This window comes from Hyalangium versicolor, assembly GCF_020103695.1.
Lineage (GTDB): Bacteria > Myxococcota > Myxococcia > Myxococcales > Myxococcaceae > Hyalangium > Hyalangium versicolor.
Window position 1 is genome coordinate 54,878 of the sequence record NZ_JAHXBF010000003.1, and the last position, 23,403, is coordinate 78,280.

Consider the following 23,403-nt stretch of genomic DNA (forward strand, 5'->3'; position numbering starts at 1 on the left):
TCCCATCCGAATCTCTCGGGGGATCAGGATGGGCTCTACCATGCCCAACCCCTCCGAGCCCTTCTTCTCCGCTGTCCGTGCACGCCTCGGTCCCGACGCCGTGGACACGGCTCCCGAGACCCTGGCGCGCTATGGAGCGAACATGTTGCCCTGCGGCGCCCTGCCTCCGGCCGGCGTCGTGTTTCCGGGCTCGACCGAGGACGTGCAAGCCATTGTCCGCATGGCCAACGAGCATGGTGTGCCTCTCTGGCCGACCAGCACCGGTGAGAACCGCGGGCTCGGCCTCAAGTCTCCGGTGCAGCCGGGACAGGTGGTGGTGGATCTGGGGCGGCGCATGAACCGCATCGTCGAGATCGACGAGACGCTCGCCTATGCCGTGGTGGAGCCTGGTGTCACCTATGCGCAGCTCCATGAGGAACTGGGCCGCCGCGGCCACAAGCTGATGTTGGATACCACCTCCGGTCCTCCGGACGGAGGCATTCTCGGCAACACGCTCGACAAGGGCGCCGGGTACACGCCGTACTTCGATCACTTCGGCATGAGCTGTGGCTTCGAGGTCGTCCTTCCTACCGGTGAAGTCTTGCGCACCTCCGATGGCGCTCTGCCAGGGTCGAAGACGCAATATCTCTCCAAGTATGGCTATGGCCCGTTCCTCGATGGGCTCTTCATCCAGTCGAACCTGGGCATCGTCACGCGGCTGGGCGTGTGGCTGATGCCTCGGCCGCCCGTGAGCCGCGCCTTCTTCTTCACCTTCCCGGAGGATGAGGATCTCGCCGAGATTGTCGAGCTGGTCCGCCCCCTCAAGCTCAACAACCTGGTGCCCACCCTCATCAAGGTCACTTCGGACGTCTATGCGTTCGGAACCGAGGAGGCCTATCCCTTCGAGCGGACCGGCGGCCGGACTCCGCTGCCCCTCGAACTGCGCAAGGAGCTGCGGGAGAAGCACGGATTGGGGGCGTGGCTCGTCTCCGGAGCCTTCTATGGACCTTCGGAGGAGGCCGTGCAGCCGCTCATCGAGCGGGTGAAGGCGCACTTCCTCCGCTCGGGCAAGGCCCGGTACATCTCCCACGCCGAGGGCGAGCAGAGCCGGGTGTTGAAGATCCACCTCGACACGTTCAGTGGCCAGCCCACTCGGGACGAATTGGGGCTGCTCCAGTGGAGGCCTGGGAGCGGCGCCACCTGGTTCCTACCGGCCTCGCCGATGGTGGGGCGCATCGCCAACGAGCAGCAGGCCCTGTCCCGGCGCATCCTCGCCGAGCATGGCTTCGAGTTCGTGATCGAGTACGTGTGCGGCCCGCGCATGGCCCGAGCGCTGCACATCCTCCTCTATAACCGCCAGGACTCCGAGGAGCGCGAGCGCGCCGGGCGCTGCTTCCGAGCCCTGCTGCAGGCCTACGCCGAGGCCGGCTTCATGGTGGCTCGGGCGCCGCTCGACATGCAGCAGGAGGCCATGGCGAAACTCCAAGGCGTCCCCGAGGTGCTCTCGCGCATCAAGCACGCCCTGGACCCGGAGCACATCCTGGCTCCGGGCAAGTACGGCGTCTCCTGACGGGCAGAGCCCTTCTCGGTGGAGTGTCTACCCGCTCACCTACCGGGCAGGTAGCCAGGAGCTGTGACCTACGGCCAGCGGCAAGGGCCGGAGTCTGGATAGTACACAACCCATTCAGTAGTGTGGTATCTGCACGACCTGTTACCACCCATCCGGAGGAGGACTCCTCCGTATCGACAGGAGCTGTCATGCCCCCCACTGACGAGCGGGACTACTTCGAGCGCATCTACAAGGTCGTGAACCACATCCCCCGAGGCAAGGTGGCCACCTACGGAGACGTCGCCGCCATCGTGGGCGATGGCTGTGACGGGCGCATCGTCGGCCATGCGTTGGGCGCTCTGGGCCCGCGCTCGGTGCAAGTGGCCTGGCAGCGCGTCATCGGCCGCAACGGGAAGATCACCACCTCCGGTCTGCACCAACCCGACAAGCTGGCTGCGGAGAGCGTCGAGTTCGATGAGCGCGGCTATGTGGTCATGAGCCGGTGCCACTGGGAGGGTCCCAGCGAGGAGTGGGTCCTGGCCAACGGCTTCCAGATGCTCCCCAAGGGCGGGGCCACCGAAGACGTCCCCGACAACCAGCTCCGCTTGTTCTGAGGCGGAAAGCCGAGAGGCCTCGAGGCGACTCGTGGGATTCTCGGTGCATGACCGAGATTGAAACCCTCGAGGCCTTCGAGCGGCATCTGCGCAGCGGAGCCTCCCTGCGCGGCGTGGTCCTCCAAGGTCTCGATCTGCGTGGCTTCTCCCGGGAGCTCGCCTCTGTCGTGTTGGCGGGCTCCGTCTTCCTGGGGTGCCAGCTCGAACAGGAGTCCTTGCAGGCCGCGCTCTCGCAGGGCGCCATGGTCTTCCCGCCCTTCCTGGGGCTGCCCTATCTGCCGTACCGGAGCAGCCTCTACACTCCCGAAGAGCTCTACGCCGAGTTCGATCCGGCCAGACCCGAGAGCTACGCCCTGACGCTGGATGCGCGCATCTATGCGCACTGGAATGCCCAGGGGCGCGCTCACCCCCCCGCGATCCTGGAGGCGCTGGCACAGCGGCTCCACGATCACGCCATCACCGATGCGATGGAGGAGCTCCTGGCGGGGCAGGGTAAGCCGCGCAAGGTGGTGGCCATCATGGGCGGGCACTCCCTGCTCCGAGGGCAGCCGGCCTATCGAGACGTGGCCCTGCTCGCGCGGGAGCTGACCCGGCGTGGGTTCTTCATGGTGAGCGGTGGTGGACCTGGGGCCATGGAGGCCACCCACCTGGGCGCGTGGTTCGCTCGTCGCAGCGAGGCGGAGCTGGACGCGGCGCTGGCCGTTCTCGCCAAGGCCCCGAGCTACAAGGATCGCGAGTGGCTCTCGCGCGCCTTCGAGGTGCGGGCCGCGTTTCCGCTGAGCGCGGAGGAACGCACGGCCTGTGACAGCCTGGGCATCCCCACCTTCCACTATGGCCACGAGCCGCCCAACGCCTTCTCCCTCCACGTCGCCAAGTACTTCGCCAACAGCGTCCGGGAGGAGGGCCTGCTCACGATTGCCACGGGTGGCATCGTCTACTCGCCCGGGAGCGCGGGTACCATCCAGGAGATCTTCCAGGACGCCTGCCAGAACCACTACAACACCGTGGGCGTGGTCAGCCCGATGATCTTCCTGGGGCGGGAGTTCTGGACGCGCACCCGCCCCATCTATCCCCTGCTGGAGCAGCTCGCTCAGGGGCAGGAGTATGCTCGCTATCTGAGGATCACCGACTCGCTGGAGGAGATCGTCCAGGCCCTGGAGGAGTACGGCCGGGCCGTAGGCGCCAGCCATCTCCCTCGCCCGGTGTTGTAGCTCGCAGCCTGTCACCAGCGGGGGAGTCCGAGTCCGGACTGTGACCCTGAGCGGAGCTGCCGTGGCTTCAAGTGCGTGCCCATCGGGTACCAGTGAGAGGTATGGTCCGCCGCCATGCCAACTCCTCACATCTCGGCCGCGCCGGGAGACTTCGCTGATGTGGTGCTGATGCCCGGCGATCCGCTCCGGGCCCGCTACATCGCCGAGCGCTTCTTGCAGGACGCCCGTCAGGTCACCGCGGTGCGCAACATGTACGGCTACACGGGCACCGTCCAGGGCAAGCGGATCTCGGTGATGGGTCATGGGATGGGCATTCCGTCTCTGTCCATCTACGCCACCGAGCTGATCAAGGACTACGGCGCGAAGGTGCTCATTCGCGTCGGGAGCTGTGGGGCCATCCGGAAGGATGTGGCCATGCGCAGCGTGATCGTCGCGACCGGAGCGGGTACGGACTCGAAGGTCAACCGCATGAGGCTGCTGGACCACGACTTCGCGGCCGTGGCGGACTTCACCCTGGCCCGTCGAGCCGTCGAGTCAGCCGAGCGGCGTGGCAAGGCGGTGCGCGTGGGCTCCGTCTTCTCCACGGATTTCTTCTACCACCCGCAGCTGCAGCTCTGGGATGTGGTCGAGCGCATGGGCATGCTGGCCGTGGAGATGGAGGTCGCGGGCCTCTATGGCGTGGCCGCCGAGTTCGGGGCTCGCGCGCTGAGCTTGCTCACCGTGTCGGATCACATCCGGCTGGGGCTGAGCCTGTCTCCCGAGGAGCGCCAACTGACGTTCGACGAGATGATCGAGATCGCGATGGATGTTGCCGTCGCCGAGGCTGGCTCCAGCGCCTGAGCGATCACTCGGGTTCTTGAGCAGCCGTGTCGCTCGTGGAGTACTCGGGAGCGGTGGGGGCCTCGCGTCCCCACGGGCCCGGCTCCTGGCGCACCCAGCGCCGGGCGAGTTCTTCTCCCGCGCGGCGCAGCAGCCGGTCGGCCCGGGCATAGTCTGGGTGCTCCGGCAGGGGGCTCTTGTCTCGGGCTGACTCGAGTTCGGGAGCCAAGGCCTCCGCGTCCCGGAGCACCTCTTCCAGGGCGACACGGCCGTGCTTGATGTCGAGCAGCCGATCGCGCAGGGCTCCCGTGGCCTCGAAGACCGGGGCGCCATCGCGAAGCCAGCCCGTGGCCAGGGCGATGAGCCGGAGCAGGTTGTAGGCGTTCTTGGGACGCAACTCGCGGGCGTCGGGGGGCCTTCTGCCTCCACTGCGCGCGTAGCGGGTGAGCGCCGCGAAGTCGTTGGCCTCGATGAGCCCCTGGTCCGATAGCGAGCGATAGAGCTGTTTGATGTACGTCTTGGCCGCGAGGATGCCGTCTTCCACCGTGGGGGCCTGGCGCGGCGAGTGCTTCGCCAGCCTGCGGGCCACCTCGTCCAGGTCCGGCGCGGGCTCCTCGCAGAGCCAGTCGAGGACGAGGTCACGGTGTTCGGCCAGGCGCTGTGAGCTGGACAGCTTGTGGAGCTGGCTCAGGGCGTAGCGGCCGAAGCTGCCGAAGATGTTGCGGGACACGAAGGCTTCGCGCTCGGCCAGCAGCCACTCGCCCAGGACGTCCTTGGAACGGACGGAGGGGACGAAGAGCAGCTCCAGGGTGTTGGGATCCGCGCGGAGTGCCTGGTCGATGGCCTTGCGGTACTCTCAGTAGGTGCTGCTGCCATCGGCGCTGACGAGATCCCTCGGAATCTCGCCCAGTCCCCAGGTCCAGGGGAGCGGCAGGGCGAAGACACCCCGCAGGTCCGTATCCGAGCCCTCGTGGGCGAGCCCCCAGGCCCGTGAACCCACGGTGGCTTCGATCACCGCGCACTGGTGGAGTGCATCCCAGGCGGCGGCACGGCGCAGGGCGAACTGCACCTGGCCGGGCTTGCGAGGCACGAGCTCTTCGCGCGCATACCAGAGTTCGCCCACGCCAGGGATCTGCACGTCCAGGCCGCCGTCTCGGGCGCGAACGACGCGGCCCACCATGCCCTGGGGGACGCGGCGCTCTCCGGAGACGCGCGCGACACGGGTGATGATCTCCGTCCCATGGGGTAGGGGGACGGAGAGGGGATCGACGCTCTCGAGGCCCTTGATGCGGTGCTGGCTCATGAGCGTGCCGCCTGGCGTGACAGGAGCCCGAGCAACCCGAGGAGCATCAGAGCGAACGGGGCGCCGCTCGTGGTGCCACAGTCACACCCGCCCGAGTCCTCCGGGTCCTCGGGTGAATTGACTCCACCATCCGGGTTCTCGGTGCCTCCATCGGAGTCGATCGGGCCTGTTCCCGAGTCCGGTGGGTCCACTCCGCCATCCGGCGAGCCCGTGCCTCCATCCGGTCGACCGCTGCTGGTGCCAAAGCCGAGCGCGCCGATGTCCTGAGTGCTGCCTGTGGGACGAGGTTCGCTCGACTGGTGCTTCACGTACTCACGGGACAGCGGGTGGGTGCTCGTCTCGGCTGGCGGCGCGACGGCCTTGCCACGAAGCGGCGATGAGGCGAGGAGATGGAAGTCCTGGCCCGCGAGGCTCACGAAGCCCGGGTCGGTTCCCGTCACTGTGCCTCCCGTGTCCACAACTTCGCCGGTGACGGTGGCGAAGGCGTTCACATAGCCCGGCTTGAACCAGTTGCCACCATGGCGCAGGGTGCCCGAGCCCGCCGAGATCTCCAGGCTGTTGCCGCTTGCGGTGAGGAACACCACGTTGCCGGTGACATAGGCCGACTGGGCATCGCTGGACAGGCGCACCAGGGTGGTGCGGTCGGTGCGTGTGGAGACGACGGTGTTGTTCCAGAAGTAGAGCGTGCCGCGATAGGTGGGCTCATCACCGTTGTCGCCGCCGAAGTGGACGATCTGCCGGTTGTCGGTACCGGCAGGCTCGATGAGCACGTTGCCGTAGACGAAGGTGCGCAGGTACGAGGGATCCGCGCGGAACGTGACGCTGTCCGACTCCACGAGATCGAGCTGCCGGTTGCCGCCTTCGATCCAGTTGTACCGGACCACAGTGCCCGCCGAGCGGTCCTTGAGGTTGTTGCCCTGGCAGTCGGTGCACAGCGGTCCGAAGTGGTTGTACTGGTACACGATGCCGAGGGCCTCGGTGTACGCGTTGTGCTCGAGGAATCGTCCCGGGTTGCCGTTGCCGTAGATGGAGTTGCCCTCGACGAGTACGTCCGATGTGCCGTTCGCGATGAACAGGCCGTTGCCGTTGTCCTCAAGGACGCAATTGCGGATGACGATGTGCGCGCCCTTCTCGATGAAGATGCCCGCGGCGTTGAGCTCGTAGGTGGAGGCGCCGTTGCGGCCGGTGAAGGAGCCTCGGGCCCGGCGCAGGTGGAGACCCTCGATGACGATGTATGAGGGCGTGGTGTCCGTCGGCGAGTTGGCGCCGCCGATCTTGATGATGCCGCGCTCCTCGTTCCAGTAGTTGAGCTGGGTGCGGGTGGTGGCGCCCTCGCCGTGGATGATGGGCAGGTTACCCTGGGCATCCGGAACGCCGCGCACGGTGATGGGTGCGGCCTGGGTGCCGTTCCGGCCGATCACCCACTTCTCGGTGTACGGCGTGGAGCGCGCGTAGATGAGGACGGTGTCCCCCGGAGCGAGCGTCTCCCAGGGGACAGCGCCGATGCTGGCATAGGTCTGATTGGGGCCAACCCGGAACTCCGTCGCGGATGCGGTCAGTGGCAGGGCGAGCAGGGTGAGGACAGCGGCGAGAGCACGCATGGGTGGGTCTCCTGATCGTGAGGTTAGGCGCTGGTGGCTTCCGCAGGGAACCCCGATTGCACGGGAGCAAATTCATGAGCGCCCAGGAGGCTGGCCGGTTCCTGGACGCATTGAGTGCGTGGGGCGCGGAGAGGTAAGAGGGGCGTATCATGTCCTCATTCAGGGCTCTCGTGGGTCTCCTGCTGCTCCTTGTCACGGGCTGTATCTCGCTTCCGGGCGTAGAACCGGGAACTCCGCCCACGATCATCGAGAGCGCACAGTCCGCGACCACCGCGATGGCCACTGCCTCCGTTATCTTTCAGGTGAAGGCGGAGGACGCCACGTCAAGCGGGCTGCGATTCTCCTGGACCGCCAGCACAGGAACTCTCGGGACTCCAACGAACGCGGATGTCACGAGCGAGGTGACATGGACAGCGCCACTATGTGTGCCGGTTGGGACGATGGCCACTATCACCGTGAGTGTCACGAATGGCGTGGGGCTTTCTGTTTCCAAGACCTTCGATGTTTCCGGAAACCCTTGCCCAACTCCTACTGTGTCTGCAGGAGGTGTTCACTCGCTGGCATTGCGCGCTGATGGCACTGTCTGGACCTGGGGCAGTGATGGGACTGGTATGTCCCACCTTGAGCCAGTGCAGGTGGCGGAGTTGAACAGCGTCGTCGCTGTCGCGGCAGGACCAAACTACTCGTTGGCTTTACGCAGTGATGGCATCCTCTGGGCCTGGGGACTCAACAGGTATGGGCAACTCGGGGATGGGACGACGACCAGCCGTGTTACCCCCGTACGAGTCTCTGGGCTGACAGGCATCGTTGCCATGTCCGCAGGTACGAATCATGCCCTGGCCCTCCGAGGCGATGGCTCCGTCTGGGCATGGGGGAGTAACTCCTTCGGCCAGCTAGGGGATGGGACGACGGTAGACCTCTCCACTCCCGTGCAGGTATCGGGGTTGAGCAATGTCATCGTTGTCGCTGCGGCGGGTACTCACTCGCTGGCACTTGGGCGTGATGGCTCAGTGTGGGCATGGGGCGACAACAGTAGTGGCCAACTCGGGGATGGGACGACGGCTCAGCGCCCCACTGCCATACAGGTATCGGGACTCAGTAGCATTGTCGGCATTGATGGTGGCGGCAACTACTCGGTGGCTCTGCGGAGTGACGGCACGGTTTGGACCTGGGGCGTCAATGATTTCGGTCAACTTGGCGATGGGACCACAACCAATCGCCTAACTCCTGCGCAGCTATCGGGGCTGAGCAGCATCACCGCAGTGTCAGCAGGCGAAAATCATTGTCTGGCTCTGCGCAGCGACGGTTCGGTCTGGGCATGGGGGGCCAATTACTTTGGCGAGACCGGAACAGTGGTACCTGCTGAGCCTCTGACCCCTGGTCAGGTCGCTGGGCTCGACAACATCACCGCTATTGATGCGGGTCTCGCCCACTCTTTGGCCTTTCGAAGTGATGGAGCGGTTCTGGCTTGGGGGGCGAACACTTCAGGCCAGCTGGGCGACGGCCTACCTTCATTGCGCTCTATTCCATCACAGGTAGCTGGAGTAACGACGGCGCTTTCGATAGGCGCCGGTGGTGAGCACTCCATGGCTATCCTGGCCGGTCAGACGCTCTGGGGCTGGGGAGCCAATGGCAAGGGGCAGCTCGGTAACGGAATGAATCTTGAAAGCCCGACTCCCATTCGGGTGCCTGATCTCTTCAATGTCGTGGCTGTTGCATTGGGCAGAGAGTACTCACTGGCCTTGCTGAGCAGTGGCACCCTTTGGGGCTGGGGCGCGAACAGCGCTGGGCAGTTGGGCGATGGGACGACAACCGACGGGTTGACTCTGCATCAGGTGACGCAGGTTGACAGTGTCATTGGAATCGCTGCGAGTGGGGAACAATCACTCGCTTTGCGGAGTGATGGCACGGTTTGGTCGTGGGGGCGCATCTATCTCAGCAGTGGGGCTAGCGGAAATCTCACGCCGGCACAGGTTGCTGGGTTGAGTGGAATCACGGCGATTAGCGCTGGCGCGCATCACTCATTGGCTTTGAAGAACGACGGCACTGTGTGGGCGTGGGGATTCAACTTCTCAGGGAGGCTTGGCGATGGGACGACGACGGACAGCCTCGCTCCTGTGAAGGTATCCGGATTGACCAACGTGACGTCTATCGCTGCAGGAGGGGGCCATTCTTTGGCTTTGAAGAGCGATGGCACTGTGTGGGCTTGGGGGGATAACGGAAGCGGCCAATTGGGCAACGGGACACTTGTCAGTCGCCCTGTTCCTGTCCATATCGTCGGGTTGAGCAGCATTACAGCCATCGCCGCAGGAGAGGGCCACTCGTTGGCTCTTCAGAGCGACGGCACTGTGTGGGCCTGGGGAAGCAATTTTGCTAGCCAGGTCGGTGATGGGACAACGATCGACCGTATCGTTCCTGTGAAGGTTTCTGGTTTGGATGGAGTCATCTCGATTGCAGCCGGTGGGATGCACTCCATGGCCATTCGCAGCGACGGCACCGCTTGGGCCTGGGGTTCAAGCTCCTATGGGCAACTCGGTGATGGCACGACGTCGCGGCGCCTTTTGCCAGTGCGTTCTCGGTTGCCTTGAAGGGGCTTGGAGTACTGGTTTGACGGAGGCGGAAGAACCCAGACTACGTGCCGTGGAAGCCGCGCACTCCCAAGGAGGGGGGCGTTGGTACCTTGTCTGCGGATGGACCGGCTTCGGAATGTCGTCGGCAGTTGCTGCTCCCGGGTTCCTCACTGATGTTGGCCAGCGCTGCGCAAGCGGGCTTCTATGTCAGTCGTTGGCAGCGCCCGCGAGGATCCACGAGCGCACTCGGATCCGCAGTCCCGGATTCTTGTCAAAGTAATCCGTAGCGCCCGGCGGCATCCGCCCACCACAGTTCGTACCTTCCATCTTCAGGATGAGCACGGAGTTATCTGGGCTGCCAGGGGTGACGCGGTTGAGCGAGGAGCATGCGCTGTTGATCGCTTTGACGTTGATCAAACTGCCATAGCTGGTAGCTGCGGAGAGGTTGAGGCTTCCGCTGGAGCCATGGCAGCCTGTGCAAGGCACCGTGTTCCATATGTTCTGGACGTCGGTGTAGTGGGGCACCGTGACGGGAATTGCGATGGAGCGGACCACGGGCGTGCTTTGGCCATCGGTGACACTCACAGAGAGCGTGAAGGACGTCTGTGTGCTCAACGCGGGCGAGTACCACTGGGCGCTCGCGGTGTTGACGGCACCCACGAAGTTGCCCATCGAGGCCGGAGCTGTCTGGCTCCACGCGTAGGTGATCGTGTCGCCGTCCGGATCGCTCGCCGTGATGGAGAACGCTCCCGTGTTACCCGCCAGCAGGGTGCTCGGTCCACTGATGGTGGCACTCACGGTGGGCGGCCGGTTCACCTTGCGGACAGTGATGTCCACGGTGCCCGACACGCTGCCGCCCTGTCCGTCGGACACGGTGACGCGCAGCCTGTAGACACCGTTGGCGTTCACATCCGGGGCCGTCCAACTGGGAGTGGCGGACGAGGTGCTGCTGAAGGTGCCCGTGGGGGATGCGGGAGACACCTGGGTCCACGCATACGTGAGCGGGTCTCCATCCACGTCGCTCGCACTCACCGAGAGGTTGGTGGACGTCTGCTCATCAATGGTGGTGGAGGAGGCTGAAGGGCCTGCCGTCAGGGTGGGGTTGGAGTTGACGAAGGCGTGCACCAGCACAGGGACCGACTTGTTGGTGGTGCCTCCCTTGCCGTCAGACACGGTGACACGCAGCTGGAAGTTCGTGTCGGACGCCGTTTTGGGAGCAGTCCAGCTTGGGGTGGCCGAGGTGGTGCTGTTGAAGGTGCCGGCGGGTGTGGTGGGCTCCTGCGCCCAGAGATAGGTGAGCGGGTCGCTGTCCGGATCGGATGCGGTGACCGAGAGGGCCGTGGTCTGCAGGGCGTTCAGGGTCGCGGGAGTCGCCGTGGGGTCCGTCACCGTCGGTGGGTTGTTTTGGGCAACGGGCTCCTTCACTTCCACGGCCACTGAGCCTTGCGCGGAGCCGCCCTTTCCATCCGAGACGGTCACCTGCAGCGTGAAGTTCTGGGTGCCCGTCACCACCGGGGCGGTCCAGATGGGGTTGGAGAGGGTGGCGTTGTTGAATGTGCCCGCCGGGGTGGCCGGTGTCTGCGTCCAGGAGTAGGTGAGCGTGTCGCCGTCCGCGTCCGTCGCCGAGACGGAGAGCTGTACCGGTGCCGCTCCGACCACGTTCGAGACAGAAGCGGTAGGCGTCCCGCTGGCGATCACGGGAACCTGATTCGGGGGCGGAGGCGGGCGGACTCGCACCGTCACGGAGCGCTGGACGGAGCCATCCTTCCCATCCGAGACGGTGACACCGAGTTGGAAGCTGGTCTCCGCGCTCACCTCTGGAGCTGTCCACGTTGGCGTGGCGCTGGAGGCATCACTGAATGAGCCCGCAGGAGTGGCGGGCGTCTGGGCCCAGGAATAGGTGAGCGAGTCTCCATCCGGGTCCTCGGCTTTCGCGGTCAGCGCCACCGACGCGCCAGAGTTCACCTCCGAGGCCTGGGCTGTCGGGCCCGTGAGGGAGGGAGGCTTGTTGGCGGGTGGGGCGGGCTCGTCGTCACCGCAAGCGGACCACAACGCGACGCACAGCAAGGAGAGGAGAATGCGCGCCAATCGACTGTACATGGGGCCTCCAGGCAACGAATGGAGGGCACCGTAACCCAGGTGCCCTCGTTTCGAGGAGTCGTCACCACCCTCGAACGACGAGGCTCCGCATGACATGGCGGCCCCGCGGGCGGCGGGCAAGGACCGAACTGGTATGACAGCCGTACCAGGCGGCTCGGACCGCGCCCGGACCGGCCCCTTTGTGCCATCGCGCTGGAGTCCGTCGGCTGCCGCTTGTCGGGAGGGGCTACTCGCCGGTCGCCAGGGGGAGATCCGGTTGCATCCGGAGGACGGTCTCGTACTCGCGGGAGCGCCCCTGCCCATCGAGGGTGACCTCTGCCACGACAATGGAGTCCCGCAGCACTTTCTTCACCACGCCGCCGTTGCGGCCCACCTTGCTGCCTCGCGAGATGGGGAAGGCCATGCCCCTGGGGTTCTCGATGACGGCCACCGGGTTCGCCATGCCCGAGATGACTCCCGTCAGCTTGAGTTCGTCGAGGCTATAGATGCAGAGCGGTCCCTGGCAGTCGATGAGCGGCCTCGCGCAGCAGGGCGAATCCAGCGGGTATCGGAACGGATCACGCTTGCCCACGGGGTTGTACGAGTAGGAGACCCCCGGGACGGAATCCTCGGCGGCAGGGGCCGGCATCGCGGCGGAAGCCTGAGCCACGGGAGCAGGGGAGGAGGCGGTTGGGGCCAATGGCTCGGGGGCCCGAGTCGAACAGCCAGACAGCAGCACTCCCAGCAAGAGCACGGCGGGCGAGAGCTTCTTCATGGAGCACCTCCAGCACGGGACGCAGGTCGCAGCCTGGACCAGGAGGACTCCCACCAGCAATGTGCGTCCGTTCCGCCTGCTCTGGACTCACCCGTGTGGATGCAACATTGGCGTGAGGCTGTCCTCTCTCCGCGCTTGCTTCGCCCCCCTGGGCTTCGCACAAGCTCCCTCCTGAAAGAGAGGAGAAGTCGTGACGAAGTTCCAAGGGATCCCCCGGCTCTTGCTGTGTGCCTCGCTCGTCGTGCTGGTGATGTTCGCCACGGCACAGGCCGGCGGGCGTCAGGCCTCACAGAAGGGCGTGCTCCTCGAGCAGCTCGCCTGGCCCCAGGCCGAGAAGGTCCTCACTCCCGACACGGTCGTCGTCATCCCGCTGGGCGCGCAGTCCAAGGAGCACGGTCCACACCTGCCGCTCGCCAACGACTGGAACATCGCCGAGTACCTCAAGCAGCGCGTGCTCCAGAGCGCGGACGTGGTGATCGCCCCCACCGTCAACTACTCGTACTACCCCGCGTTCGTGGAGTATCCAGGTTCAACTTCGCTGCGGCTGGAGACGGCTCGTGACCTGATCGTCGACATCTGCCGGGGGCTGGCGCACTTCGGCCCTCACCGCTTCTATGTGCTGAACACCGGCATCTCCACGGTGAGGGCGCTGCGCCCCGCTGCGGAGATCCTGGCGCAGGACGGCATCCTCCTTCACTACACCGATCTGATGGTCGCCACCGGCGAAGTCGAGAAGCAGGTGTCGCAGCAGGAAGGCGGCACGCACGCCGACGAGATCGAGACCTCCATGATGCTCTACATCGCCCCGAAGACGGTGGACATGTCCAAGGCCGTGAAGGACTACCACCCGGGCAGGAGCCCCTTCAGCCGGACTCCCACGGATGGAGGCGTCATCTACTCGGCGAGCGGCGTCTACGGAGACGCGACGCTGGCCACCCGGGCCAAGGGCCAGCGCGTGGTCGAGGCCATGGTGACCGCGGTCCTCTCGGACATCGAGGCGCTGCGCAAGGCCCCCGTTGGAGCTGCTGGCGCCACGGACGGGGGAGTACCGAAGGGCTCTCCTTAGAAGAGCGGCAGGGAAGGGGAGCGGCCGAGAAGGTGATCGGACCGCGCCGGGGCGGCACAATCCGCGCTGACCGTCCTGTACCGGGAGCCCTCCATGCGCGTTGTCCTGATGACCGGCTCGTCCCACCCCGCCCTGGCCAACGCCGTCGCCAAGGTGCTCAGCCTGGAACTGGGGCGCTGTGCCGTCGATCGCTTCCCGGACGGCGAGCACCACGTCGAGGTCGCGGAGGAGTTGCGAGGCTGTGACGTCTACCTGTTCCAGCCGCTGGGGCCGCCCGTGGACTCGCACCTGATGGAGCTGCTCTTGATGGTGGATGCGTGCCGGCGCCGGGGAGCCGGGCGGGTGACGGCCGTGGTGCCCTATCTCGCCTATGCCCGGCACGATCGCCGGGAGACCGGGCGCGAGCCGCTGGGCGCGCGTCTGGTGGCCGACATCATCCGAGCCGCAGGGGTGGATCGGCTCGTCGCGGTGGACCTGCACAGCCCCGCTGTCGAAGGTTGCTTCAACATCCCCGTGGAGCACCTGAGCGCCATGCCGCTGCTGGCGGACCACTTGAGCCGCACCGCCGTCCCCGGCTCGGTGGTCGTCTCTCCAGACCTGGGCGCGGTGAAGCGCGCCGAGCGGTACGCGGCGGAGCTCCAACTCCCGGTGGCGGTGGTCCACAAGCGCCGCACGAGCGGCTCCCAGGTCCAGGCCCGCAGCATCACCGGCGACGTGAAGGGCTGCACTCCCATCCTCGTGGACGACATGATCTCCACCGCCGGCACCATCGAGGCGGCGGTGAACGTCCTGCTCGAGGCCGGCTGTAAACCCGAGGTGACGGTGGTGGCCACCCACTCCCTGCTGGTGGGTCCCGCCATCGATCGGCTCGGGCGGCTCCCGCTGCGCCGGCTGATCACCACGGACAGCGTCCCCATGATTGGGCGGCTCCCCTTCCAGGTGGAGGTGGTGTCGCTGGCCCCACTGCTGGGCCGCACCATCGAACTGCTCCGCCTGGGCGCCCAGGGCTAGGGACAGCCCGCCATTCCTCGCGTAGAGCGCGTTCCCCGAGATCCGGGCGCTACCTGCCCGTGAGGGGCGGAGAGCGCTCGCTCGCACAGAGACTCACTCACAGCGCGCGGGCGCTGCCCCCGTGGCCGCGTCCATTCCCGACAGAAACCCGATGCAGCGCCAGCACCGTTTTGCATTTCCGCGCCATCCGGATTCGAGACAGGCGTGTCTGGTTTCAATATTGAAACTCTTGCCTTTCATCCTTGAAAAACCAGACACAGCACAAACCGGTTTTTCAACAACGAAATGGTCATCAGGGAACCCTGCCCTTCCGGGAATTGAACCTGCACCAGAGAGGGTGTAACCCGTTGACGCGACAGGGGTCCAAGATGTTTGATCTTCGACCAGCCGTCCTGCCAGAGCACATGAAGCTGGGCAGACCTGTTGGGTCTGCTACGAAACACGCAATATCGATGACCTGGAGTCTTCGAACATGGACATGGCGCAGCAATCGAACCGTCCAGAAATGTTGATTCCAGGAACGTGCGTGGAGCACTGGCGGGTGCTCGAGTGTTTGAGCCAGCACGCGGATGGCGCGCTCTACCGCGTTGAGGACACGCGGCGCTCGGGTGAGCCGCTGGTGATGAGGCTCTCGTCTCGCCGCAGCGATGGTCAGTGCGGAGACCGCAACGCGCGGCTGCAGGCGGCGCACCCCAACATCGCGCGGCTCCATGGCTACGGTCGTTGGCCCGCTCGCGCGGACGGCTTCTTCTACTGTATCCGCGAGGACGTGCGCGGCCAGACCCTGGCTCGCTGGGTGGAGACGCACAACCCCACGTTCCTGCAGATCGCCGCGCTCCTGAACCGGGTGGCCACCGCGCTCGATGAGCTGCACGTGCGCGACACCTGGCACCGCGAGGTCCACCCGGACAATCTGCTCGTTCGCGACGAGGACGCGGAGCCGGTGCTGTTGGACCTGAGGGCCGGTGGCAACGAGTGTCTGGGCACGCTGCTGCACATGCCGCTGCCGCAGGACATGCAGGTGTTCCGCAGCCCCGAGGCCCTGCGCTTCCTGCGGACGAACCTGGGGCGCGACCACGCCCGCTACCACTTCCGGCCCACCGACGATCTGTACTCGTTGGGAGCCCTCGCCTACTGGTTGGTGACGGGACACCCTCCGTTCTCCCCGAGCCTGCCGACGGACCAGCTCCACGCCGAGATCGAGCTCCGCGCGCCGCTGCCTCCCTGGGAGGTGAACGAGCGCGTTCCCAAGCCCCTGGGCGCCATCATCCTGCGGCTCATGAGCAAGCTGCCCGAGGCCCGCCCGCACAGTGGCGAGTCGCTGTGCGCGGAGCTGATGGTGGCCGTGTCCGCGGGCGCTCGCTCCATGTGGGCCCGGCGCGTGTTCGACTGGGCGCCGGACGAGTTGGGGGCGGAAATGGGGGCTCAGCGGATCCGGCGTCCTGCGGCTCCTCCGGTCAGCCCGCTGCCGGGGCCGAGGCTGCCTCGGGTGGTGCACTTCACCTCGCCCTTCGAGCGGCGGGGCCCGCCCCTCCGGTCCGCTCCCAAGGGCGACCGGTCCGAGCCCCTGAGCCCCTGGGCTCGGATGATGTAATTCGTGAATTTCTAGACTAATCCGTGCTTCGTCGGTTGCTCCAGGGCCTGCCGGGCTTGGCGCTGGGGCGCTCCTCTCATTAACCTGCTGGGGTCCAGCGGTTGGGATGGGGTGCAAATGAGCCAGCTGCAGCCTGTGACGCCCGAGCCGTCGTCTCCCTCTCCTCGTGCTTCGAACGAGGCCACCGTCCCCTCCGAGCTCCTTTCGAGTGCGCCGGAGCCGGGCGTCTCCATTCCGGAGATCCAAGCGACCGAGGACGTGTTCGCCTACGTCCAGCGCATGCGCGGTGCCTTTGATTTGAGGCTGTACCAGCAGGTGCTGGGCGCGGCGAACGACTTCAAGGAAGGGGATGCGGCCATCGGGGTGGCTGCGGCGGACGCGGTGTCTCGGGCGAATGCCCGGACACTGCTGGAGCGCACCCGCCTGGGCGAGCTCCACGCGCACCCGCCGCTGGAGGATCGGCTCTTCGTGTTCATGCTCGAGGCCATCGACGCGGAGGTTCGCGCGGCCACGGCGGACTGGACGGTGGGCCGGCTGAAGGACTTCCTGCTCTCGGCGGGTGAGGACGAGATCAAGCGCGTCTGTCGGGGCCTGAGCAGCGACGTGATTGCCTGTGCCGTGAAGCTGATGAGCGACGCGGAGCTCACCACGGTGGGCAGCAGGATCTTCCATCCGTTGCCGGGCAGCCAACTGGGAGCGCGGGGCTACCTGGGCGCGCGCATCCAGCCCAACTCGCCCACCGATCACCCGGAGGACATCTGCTGGCAGGTGTTCAACGGTTGGTCCTTCGCGGTGGGGGACGTGGTGCTGGGCACCAACCCGGTGTCCTCGGTGCCCGAGTCCGTCGCGGCGGTAGAGGCGGCGCTCCACGACATCCTGGTCACCTTCGGGCTGCAGGACGTGATGCCGAACTGCGTGCTGGCGCACATCGACATCCAGGCCCGGGTGGAGGAGTTCCAGCCGGGTACCACGGGCATCTGGTTCCAGAGCATCGCGGGCACCGAGTCGGCCAACCGCACCTTTGACGTCACCCTGGAGAAGATGGTGGAGCACGCGGCCCGGCGCACGGGCCGGTTCGGGCTCTACTTCGAGACGGGGCAGGGCGCGGACGCGACGAACGGGCAGCACGCCGGCTGCGACATGGTGCTGCTGGAGTCTCGCAAGTACGGCTTCGCCCGCGCGCTGAAGCGGCGCGTGGGGCTGGCTCAGGTGGGCGCGGGGCGCGAGGCGGCGCCGTGGGTCCACGTCAACGATGTGGCGGGCTTCATCGGCCCGGAGGTGTTCCGCTCGCGGGAGCAGCTGGTGCGCTGCTGCCTCGAGGACATCGTCATGGGCAAGCTGCACGGGCTGATGATCGGCCTGGACATCTGCTCCACGCTCCACATGGACGTGACGCTGGATGACCTGGGCTGGTGCCAGGACAAGATCGCGCCCGCGTGTCCCGGCTACCTGATGGCGCTGCCGACGCGCAACGATCCGATGCTCAGCTACCTGACCACGTCGTTCCAGGATCACGTGCGGCTGCGCGAGAAGTTCGGCTACCGGGTGGATGACCGGATGTGGGCCTTCTTCCAGCGGCTCGGGGTGATCGACGCGCAGGGGCGGCCCACGGAGCGCTTCGGCGATCCGCGGTGGGTGTACGCGGAGTACCGCAAGCGCAGGGGAGATACGCGTCCGGACGCGCAGCTACTGGCGGAGGCCGAGAAGAAGATGGAGGAGGTCCACGCTCGCGGTGTTGCGCTCGCGGTGGGCCGTGGCGAGCACGTCTGGGACGTGGAGCCGGGCTTGGATCGGCAGGTGCGGGCCCACTACGAGGACGCCAAGCTGGGCATCTGGACGGAGCTGTCGCACGCCTTCATCAAGACCGTTCCCGACGCGGTGGTGCTGAGGACCCAGTCGCTGGATCGGCGCGACTACATCCTGCATCCGCCCTCGGGCGAGAAGCTGGATGCGGACTCGGTGCGGGTGGTGGAGGCGCTGAGACAGCGCCGGGAGTCTCGGTGGGACGTGCAGATCGTGCTCTCGGACGGGCTGGATCCGCGCTCCCTCATGGATGAGGGACACCTGGCACCCTTCCTGGAGACGCTGCGCCGCGAACTGGTGGCCGCCAACTACCGCGTGGCACCCGAGCACCTGGTGATCAAGGGTGGCCGCGTGCGGGCTGGCTATCAGGTGGGAGAGCTGTTGTTCGGAGACAAGGCGGACGGGCTGCCTCGGGCTCTGCTGCACGTGGTGGGCGAGCGGCCCGGTTCCGGCCACCACGCCTTCTCCGTGTACATGACGGCTCCAGCGGGCCGGGTCTGGGCGGGCCAGGAGCGCCCGGTGGACCACGACATTACGCGCGTCATCGCGGGCATCTCGGATACCAGCGTGCGGCCCGAGGAGGCGGCGCGCGAGGCGGTGCGCATCCTCGGGGGGTTGAGCCGGGGCTGAGGCTCCTGCCTGGGCCTATTTCGCCAGCGGCTTGGTGTTCGTGATGCTGATGCCGCCCTCGGTGGCGGTGGCGAACACCTCGCTGGCGGCGGGGATGTTGAGCTTGGTGCGCACCATCTTGGTTCCGAGGACGAACTTCACCTCGATGTCGTGCTCGCCCGGAGGCAGATCCCTCACGGCCACGACCTGCGAGTTGGCGGCGCCCTTGCGGAGCCCGTCAATGGAGACGCTGCACTGCTTGGGGCAGCGCACGGTCAGCATGGAGGGCTCACCGGTGGCCGGCTTGACCTCCTTCTCCTGGCCGAGCGGGGTGCGCTCGGTGATTGTCAGGCGCTTGCTGCCGTCGATCTGCACCTGCACCTTCATGCCGGCGGGGATGTCCGCGAAGCCGCCGTAGAGGGAGCGGTTGAGGAAGCCGCCCGTGGCATCCACGCGCCGCTGCCCGGGCTGCACGTCCTTGAACTCCCAGTTGTTCGCGGCCTGTCGCACGCCGCTCTTGCCATCGATCTTCACGGTGCAGTCATCCGTGCAGCGGACGATGACGGTGGAGGGAGTTCCCGCAGCGCCCTCGGCGGGCTTGGCCGCGGCGGGTTTGCTCGCTGGTGGCTTTGCCTGCGCGGCGGGAGTTCCCTGGGCGAGGGCGGAGCTGGTGACGAGGACGGCGACAACGGCGGCGAGGCGCATGGCGGCAGAGGCCTTTCGAGAGACGGTGAAACGTCCCTGGCCTACCGTCACGCCCTGTTCCCCGTCAACCCGACGAGAGAGCGGGGCCATGCGTCTGTCTGCGAGTGCCGTGCGCTCAGGCTCCCTCGAATTCGATCTTCGCCTTCTTCATGACGTGGTCCACGGCCAGGAGGTGCCAGGCCACCTGCTCGATACGAGACTGGAGCTCGGGCTCGGCCTTCAGCGCGGCGGCCACCTCGGCGGGCGTGAGGCCCTGGGACGCGGTCTCGTCGAGCAGCACCTTCTCCACGAACGCGGGAGTGAGCGTCAAGCCATCGCGCTTGACGATGGCACCCAGCGCCAGGCCGATGCGCAGGCGCATCTCCACCTCATCGCGCAGGGACTCGTCCTGGAGCCAGCTGTTGAGCGCCTCCTCCTGCTCCTCGTCGGAGAAGTTCAGCTCGGACACCGAGACGCCCTCGGTGGCACCCCAGCGGCGACGGATCTCTTCGTCCACCAGCTCGCGGGGAATCTCCACTGCGGCGCGCTTGGCCACCTCGACGAGCACCTGCTGACGCGCCTGGAGCAGCAGCAGCTGGGTATGCTCCTCCTTCATCTGCTCGACGATGCTCTCGGTGGTCTCCTCGATCGTCTTGCCGCGGCCGAACTGCTGGAGGAACTCGGGGCTCTCCAGATCCGGGTACGTCACCTCGCGCGCCGCCTGGATATGGACCAGGAAGCGCGCGGAAGTACCCCGCAGAGCCTCCACCGGGTATTCCGGCGGCAGGGTGATGTCCACCACGAGGCCCTCGGTGGGCACCTGGCCCACCATGGCCTCGTAGAGCCCGGGCAGAAGGGGCTCGGGCTCCACGGGCAGCCACACATCCGTCTTCACGCTGAACGGAATGAGCTTCCCTTGGGAGTAGCCCGCGAGGTTGAGCAGCACCTCGTCGCCCCAGGCGATCTGCTCCGTGGGCGAGCGAGCGCGTTCGGTGGCGTAGGGGCGGGCCAGCTCCAGGAAGCGCTCGTGCACGTCCTCCACGGTGAAGGCTTCCGGGGCGGGGACCGTGACAGCCAGTCCCTCCAAGGAAGGGGCTTGCACCTGCGGCAGTGACACCTCCTTCCCCTGAGCCGCCTGCTTGGCGGGGGACACATACAGGGGGATGTCGAGGGGCTTCCTACCGGAGGGGGTGGTGGGCGGGCTCTTCTTGGAATCCATTCCGTGCGCTCCCTGGCGCCGAGATTACCAGCCGCTGAAGATCTTCTTCGCGCCGTCGGCGATGGCCGATCCTACCTTCTTCGCGCCGTCGGCGATGGCAGAACCCACCTTCTTCGCCGTGTCCTTGATGGCGCCGAAGTTCTCGATGGCGGCGCCCACCGCCGTGGAGGCGATGGAGACGGCCGCGCCCACCTGCGACACGATCGGGATGTTGGTGGCAGCGGCCACCGAGCCCAGAGCGGTGATGCCGGACGTCACCTTGGAGGCGATGCTGGCCTTCGGGTCGGTGATCGTCTTGATGGCGATGCCCACGTCCAGCGCGGCGATGCCCACGTTGAGGCCGGGGGCGAAGCGGCCCGCCAGCTTGGCGGCGGTGCCCGTGGCCTTGGCGGCGGCGCCAGCGGCCTTGGTGGCGGACTCGGCCGCGTGGAGCGCCGTGGCCACGCCCTTGGCGTTGCCGCCCAGCGCCAGCGCGCCGGTCTTGATGATGTTGGACTCGAGCTTGCCGGCCAGCTTCGCCGCGGCGCCGCCGGGGATCTTGCCCAGCAGGCCCGCCGCGCCCGACTTGAGCGTGGTGCCGATCTTGCCCAGGAAGCCCGAGGACTTCGCGGCCTGGCCCAGCACGTCCAGCTTGGTCAGGTCCTTGCCCAGGTGCACGGCCTCGGCGGCGGACTTGGCGATGGCCTTGGTCAGCTTGGTGCCGTCACCGATGGCCGCGGTAGCCGCCTTCTCCAGGCCCTTGAGGGCCAGCTTGGACTCGATGGCGGCGGCGGTGGACAGGCCTCCCTTGACGGTGCCGAGCACGCCCTTGGCGGCGCCCAGCGCTCCGCCGGCGATCTGGTGGCCATCGCCGTTCTTGATGCCCTGGGCGATGTTCTTCACGCCGGTGAAGATGCCGAAGGCGCCGCCCACCAGGCCGCCCGCGCTCTTGAGAATGCCGAGCTTGCCCACGCCGGAGGCCACCGCGTCCTTGGTCGCGTTGGCCACGGCGCCCGCGTGCCAGCTCTTCGCCGCGTTCTTCAGGTTGCTGAAGAAGCTGCCCGCGCTGGATCCGGTGGAGGTCCGAGCGGCGGCCGCCCGGGTGTCCATGCCGTCCTGGACCTGCTGGGGCCGGACCTGGTTGACCGGGGCGGAGTTGGTGCGCTGCAGCTCGGGCCGGGGCTGGGTGTTCTGCACCGGAGCGGAGTTGGCACGGGTGAGGCGGGAGCGGTTGTCGATAGGCGAGGTCATGGGTGCATCCTGGGGGCGGCCAGAATCAAGGCTCGCAGAGTGGGTGGGATTCTATGGGATGGTCGGTCCGGCAATACAGCCTTGCCGGAATAGGTGAGGGCTGATGGAGTTATCGCGCCCACACAATAGAAGTTGCGTGGCGGGGCCTCGATGGGAGGAGCCATGGAGCGGCTGGAAGAGGCACTGAAGGCATGGCGCGAGGTGCTCGGGAGCGAACAGGTCCTCGTGGACGCTGGGACGCTGGAGGCCGTGCAGACGGCGACCTTCGCCACGGCCCAGCGGGTGCCGGCGGTGCTGCGCCCGGGCAGCCGTGAGGAGGTACAGGCGTGCCTGCGCATCGCCCACGAGCTGCGCGTCCCGGTCTTCCCGGTGAGCGCGGGACGTAACTACGGGTATGGCTCGCGTGTGCCAGCACGCACGGGGAGTGTGGTGCTGGACCTGGGGCGGATGAACCGGGTGCTCGATTGGGACGAGGATCTGGCCTACCTCACGGTGGAGCCGGGGGTGACCTTCGCCCAGGCGCACGCCTTCCTGGAGGAGCACGGCTCACATTTGCAACTGGCCACCATTGGTGGACCGCCGCAGGCGAGCCTCGTGGGCAACGCGCTGGAGCGGGGAGACGGTGGCGGTCCTCACGGGGACATCTTCCAGCACGTGTGTGATCTCGAGGTGGTGCTGCCCACGGGCGAGTTGCTGCGCACGGGGTTGGGGCGCTACCCGGGAGCCCGCTCGGGGGTGGTGCTGCGCTGGGGGCCGGGCCCGGGACTGGATGGGCTCTTCAGCCAGTCCAACCTGGGCGTGGTGACGCGGATGACGTTCTGGTTGGCGCCCCGTGCGGCGGCGGTGCGCATCATCTCGGCACCGCTCGAGAGCGCCGCCCAGTTGCCGGCGGTGGTGGACGGGCTGCGTGTGCTGCGAGTGGAGGGCACGCTGCGCGAGGCCTACTCGCTGTGGAACGACTACAAGATGCTGTCGGTGCTCGGGCAGTACCCGTGGGAGCAGGCCGGAGGGCGGACGCCGTTGCCGGAGTCTCTGCGCAAGAGCCTGCTCGAGGAACAGGGATTGGGGCCGTGGCATCTGAGCTTCCTGCTCCAGGCCCCGAGCGAGGAGCAGGCACAGGCGGCGTGGCACCGGGCGGAGGCGGTGCTCAGGGGCGCTGCGCCTTCGCTCGCGTGCTACCGCGAGGAAGAGGTGGAGCCGGAGGCGCTGCGCCGGGTGCCTTCGGCGCGCAACCTGCGGATGATGTACTGGCGCCAGCGCTCACCGATGCCCGCCCAGCCGGATCCGGATCGGGATGGATGCGGCTTCGTCTGGTTGTCCTGCGCGGTACCGATGAAGGGGGCGCACGTGGAGCGGGCCCTGGCCATCGCCGAGCCGCTGCCGCTCCAGTTCGGTTTCGAGCCCAACCTGTGCTTGCTAGGGGTGGGCACCCGGTGTGCCTACCTGGTGGTGGCGCTCGTCTACGATCGGAGGGTGGAGGGCGAGGACGCGCGCGCCCTGGACTGCTACCAGGCGCTCCAGGAGGCGATGAACGGAGCGGGCTACTACCCGGCGCGATTGGGCATCCAGGCTCCGGTGCTCGGGGCCACGGCCGAGGACGACTCCGCGCGGGTGCTCGGAGCGCTCAAGGCGGCGCTGGATCCGCACGGCATCCTCGCGCCGGGGCGCTACCTGCCGTCTCCCTGAT

Annotated in this window: 18 protein-coding genes; 10 read left to right on the top strand and 8 right to left on the bottom strand. The window is 67.0% G+C overall.

Going from position 1 to position 23,403, the window contains the following annotated elements:
* Positions 1–40: 40 nt before the first annotated feature.
* The 4 genes from KY501_RS06680 to deoD all read left to right on the top strand — a co-directional run bounded on the left by KY501_RS06680 (position 41) and on the right by deoD (position 4,193).
* Positions 41–1,549, top strand: a complete 1,509-nt coding sequence (locus tag KY501_RS06680; RefSeq protein WP_224361765.1) for an FAD-binding oxidoreductase — start codon at positions 41–43, stop codon at positions 1,547–1,549.
* A 188-nt stretch (positions 1,550–1,737) separates the two neighbouring features.
* A complete protein-coding gene (locus KY501_RS06685) occupies positions 1,738–2,142 on the top strand; it encodes an MGMT family protein (RefSeq protein WP_224361766.1) in 405 nt (134 codons plus the stop codon).
* A 47-nt stretch (positions 2,143–2,189) separates the two neighbouring features.
* Positions 2,190–3,353, top strand: a complete 1,164-nt coding sequence (locus tag KY501_RS06690; RefSeq protein WP_224361767.1) for an LOG family protein — start codon at positions 2,190–2,192, stop codon at positions 3,351–3,353.
* 114 nt (positions 3,354–3,467) lie between these two features.
* Positions 3,468–4,193, top strand: a complete 726-nt coding sequence (deoD, locus tag KY501_RS06695; protein WP_224361768.1) for a purine-nucleoside phosphorylase — start codon at positions 3,468–3,470, stop codon at positions 4,191–4,193.
* Positions 4,194–4,197: 4 nt separating this feature from the next.
* On the opposite strand, the gene KY501_RS54215 is transcribed toward deoD, so the two are convergent.
* From KY501_RS54215 to KY501_RS06705, 3 genes are all read right to left on the bottom strand, one after another.
* Positions 4,198–4,902 carry a hypothetical protein gene (locus KY501_RS54215; protein ID WP_373691562.1) on the bottom strand — a complete coding sequence of 235 codons (705 nt, stop codon included), beginning with the start codon at positions 4,900–4,902 and terminating at the stop codon, positions 4,198–4,200.
* A 126-nt stretch (positions 4,903–5,028) separates the two neighbouring features.
* Positions 5,029–5,475, bottom strand: coding sequence for a DNA polymerase beta superfamily protein (locus KY501_RS54220; protein WP_373691563.1), 447 nt, complete (start codon positions 5,473–5,475; stop codon positions 5,029–5,031).
* Positions 5,472–7,076: a right-handed parallel beta-helix repeat-containing protein gene (locus KY501_RS06705; RefSeq protein ID WP_224361769.1), complete on the bottom strand. Its 1,605-nt coding sequence runs from the start codon at positions 7,074–7,076 to the stop codon at positions 5,472–5,474. Before KY501_RS06705 ends, KY501_RS54220 begins: the two co-directional genes overlap by 4 nt.
* Before the next feature lie 440 nt (positions 7,077–7,516).
* Between KY501_RS06705 and KY501_RS06710 the strand changes: the two genes are divergently transcribed.
* Positions 7,517–9,664, top strand: a complete 2,148-nt coding sequence (locus KY501_RS06710; protein WP_224361770.1) for an RCC1 domain-containing protein — start codon at positions 7,517–7,519, stop codon at positions 9,662–9,664.
* A 189-nt stretch (positions 9,665–9,853) separates the two neighbouring features.
* Here the strand turns inward: KY501_RS06710 and KY501_RS06715 are convergent, their stop codons facing one another.
* Both KY501_RS06715 and KY501_RS06720 read right to left on the bottom strand, forming a co-directional pair.
* The gene (locus tag KY501_RS06715) at positions 9,854–11,746 is read right to left on the bottom strand and encodes an Ig-like domain-containing protein (RefSeq protein WP_224361772.1); all 1,893 of its coding nucleotides are present in this window, start codon (positions 11,744–11,746) and stop codon (positions 9,854–9,856) included.
* A gap of 226 nt (positions 11,747–11,972) precedes the next feature.
* Entirely contained in the window at positions 11,973–12,500 is a 528-nt protein-coding gene (locus KY501_RS06720; protein WP_224361774.1) for a pilus assembly protein PilP, read from the bottom strand.
* Positions 12,501–12,690: 190 nt separating this feature from the next.
* Here KY501_RS06720 and KY501_RS06725 point away from each other — a divergent pair, with 190 nt between their 5' ends.
* From KY501_RS06725 to eutB, 4 genes are all read left to right on the top strand, one after another.
* Positions 12,691–13,566, top strand: a complete 876-nt coding sequence (locus tag KY501_RS06725) for a creatininase family protein (protein WP_224361776.1) — start codon at positions 12,691–12,693, stop codon at positions 13,564–13,566.
* Positions 13,567–13,659: 93 nt separating this feature from the next.
* Complete coding sequence (locus KY501_RS06730; RefSeq protein WP_224361777.1) at positions 13,660–14,577, top strand: ribose-phosphate diphosphokinase; 918 nt, start codon at positions 13,660–13,662, stop codon at positions 14,575–14,577.
* Between the two features lie 478 nt (positions 14,578–15,055).
* A complete protein-coding gene (locus KY501_RS06735) occupies positions 15,056–16,171 on the top strand; it encodes a serine/threonine protein kinase (RefSeq protein ID WP_224361778.1) in 1,116 nt (371 codons plus the stop codon).
* Positions 16,172–16,450: 279 nt separating this feature from the next.
* Positions 16,451–18,604 carry an ethanolamine ammonia-lyase subunit EutB gene (gene eutB / locus KY501_RS06740; RefSeq protein WP_373691574.1) on the top strand — a complete coding sequence of 718 codons (2,154 nt, stop codon included), beginning with the start codon at positions 16,451–16,453 and terminating at the stop codon, positions 18,602–18,604.
* A 15-nt stretch (positions 18,605–18,619) separates the two neighbouring features.
* Here the strand turns inward: eutB and KY501_RS06745 are convergent, their stop codons facing one another.
* From KY501_RS06745 to KY501_RS06755, 3 genes are read right to left on the bottom strand one after another with little or no spacing between them, the layout of a single operon-like run.
* Entirely contained in the window at positions 18,620–19,378 is a 759-nt protein-coding gene (locus KY501_RS06745; RefSeq protein WP_224361780.1) for a hypothetical protein, read from the bottom strand.
* Positions 19,379–19,403: 25 nt separating this feature from the next.
* A complete protein-coding gene (locus KY501_RS53605) occupies positions 19,404–20,486 on the bottom strand; it encodes a trigger factor (RefSeq protein ID WP_304608602.1) in 1,083 nt (360 codons plus the stop codon).
* Positions 20,487–20,510: 24 nt separating this feature from the next.
* Complete coding sequence (locus KY501_RS06755; protein WP_224361781.1) at positions 20,511–21,716, bottom strand: hypothetical protein; 1,206 nt, start codon at positions 21,714–21,716, stop codon at positions 20,511–20,513.
* A gap of 162 nt (positions 21,717–21,878) precedes the next feature.
* On the opposite strand from KY501_RS06755, the gene KY501_RS06760 reads away from it, so the two are divergent.
* Positions 21,879–23,402 carry an FAD-binding oxidoreductase gene (locus KY501_RS06760; RefSeq protein ID WP_224361782.1) on the top strand — a complete coding sequence of 508 codons (1,524 nt, stop codon included), beginning with the start codon at positions 21,879–21,881 and terminating at the stop codon, positions 23,400–23,402.
* Position 23,403 lies beyond the last annotated feature (1 nt).

Excerpts from the sequence above, each read along its gene's own strand:
- KY501_RS06680 (WP_224361765.1), top strand. The coding sequence starts at position 41 with ATGCCCAACCCCTCCGAGCCCTTCTTCTCCGCTGTCCGTGCACGCCTC.
- KY501_RS06685 (WP_224361766.1), top strand. The coding sequence starts at position 1,738 with ATGCCCCCCACTGACGAGCGGGACTACTTCGAGCGCATCTACAAGGTC.
- KY501_RS06690 (WP_224361767.1), top strand. The coding sequence starts at position 2,190 with ATGACCGAGATTGAAACCCTCGAGGCCTTCGAGCGGCATCTGCGCAGC.
- deoD (WP_224361768.1), top strand. The coding sequence starts at position 3,468 with ATGCCAACTCCTCACATCTCGGCCGCGCCGGGAGACTTCGCTGATGTG.
- KY501_RS54220 (WP_373691563.1), bottom strand. The coding sequence starts at position 5,475 with ATGAGCCAGCACCGCATCAAGGGCCTCGAGAGCGTCGATCCCCTCTCC.
- KY501_RS06705 (WP_224361769.1), bottom strand. The coding sequence starts at position 7,076 with ATGCGTGCTCTCGCCGCTGTCCTCACCCTGCTCGCCCTGCCACTGACC.
- KY501_RS06710 (WP_224361770.1), top strand. The coding sequence starts at position 7,517 with ATGGCCACTATCACCGTGAGTGTCACGAATGGCGTGGGGCTTTCTGTT.
- KY501_RS06715 (WP_224361772.1), bottom strand. The coding sequence starts at position 11,746 with ATGTACAGTCGATTGGCGCGCATTCTCCTCTCCTTGCTGTGCGTCGCG.
- KY501_RS06720 (WP_224361774.1), bottom strand. The coding sequence starts at position 12,500 with ATGAAGAAGCTCTCGCCCGCCGTGCTCTTGCTGGGAGTGCTGCTGTCT.
- KY501_RS06730 (WP_224361777.1), top strand. The coding sequence starts at position 13,660 with ATGCGCGTTGTCCTGATGACCGGCTCGTCCCACCCCGCCCTGGCCAAC.
- KY501_RS06735 (WP_224361778.1), top strand. The coding sequence starts at position 15,056 with ATGGCGCAGCAATCGAACCGTCCAGAAATGTTGATTCCAGGAACGTGC.
- eutB (WP_373691574.1), top strand. The coding sequence starts at position 16,451 with ATGCGCGGTGCCTTTGATTTGAGGCTGTACCAGCAGGTGCTGGGCGCG.
- KY501_RS06745 (WP_224361780.1), bottom strand. The coding sequence starts at position 19,378 with ATGGCCCCGCTCTCTCGTCGGGTTGACGGGGAACAGGGCGTGACGGTA.
- KY501_RS53605 (WP_304608602.1), bottom strand. The coding sequence starts at position 20,486 with ATGGATTCCAAGAAGAGCCCGCCCACCACCCCCTCCGGTAGGAAGCCC.
- KY501_RS06755 (WP_224361781.1), bottom strand. The coding sequence starts at position 21,716 with ATGACCTCGCCTATCGACAACCGCTCCCGCCTCACCCGTGCCAACTCC.
- KY501_RS06760 (WP_224361782.1), top strand. The coding sequence starts at position 21,879 with ATGGAGCGGCTGGAAGAGGCACTGAAGGCATGGCGCGAGGTGCTCGGG.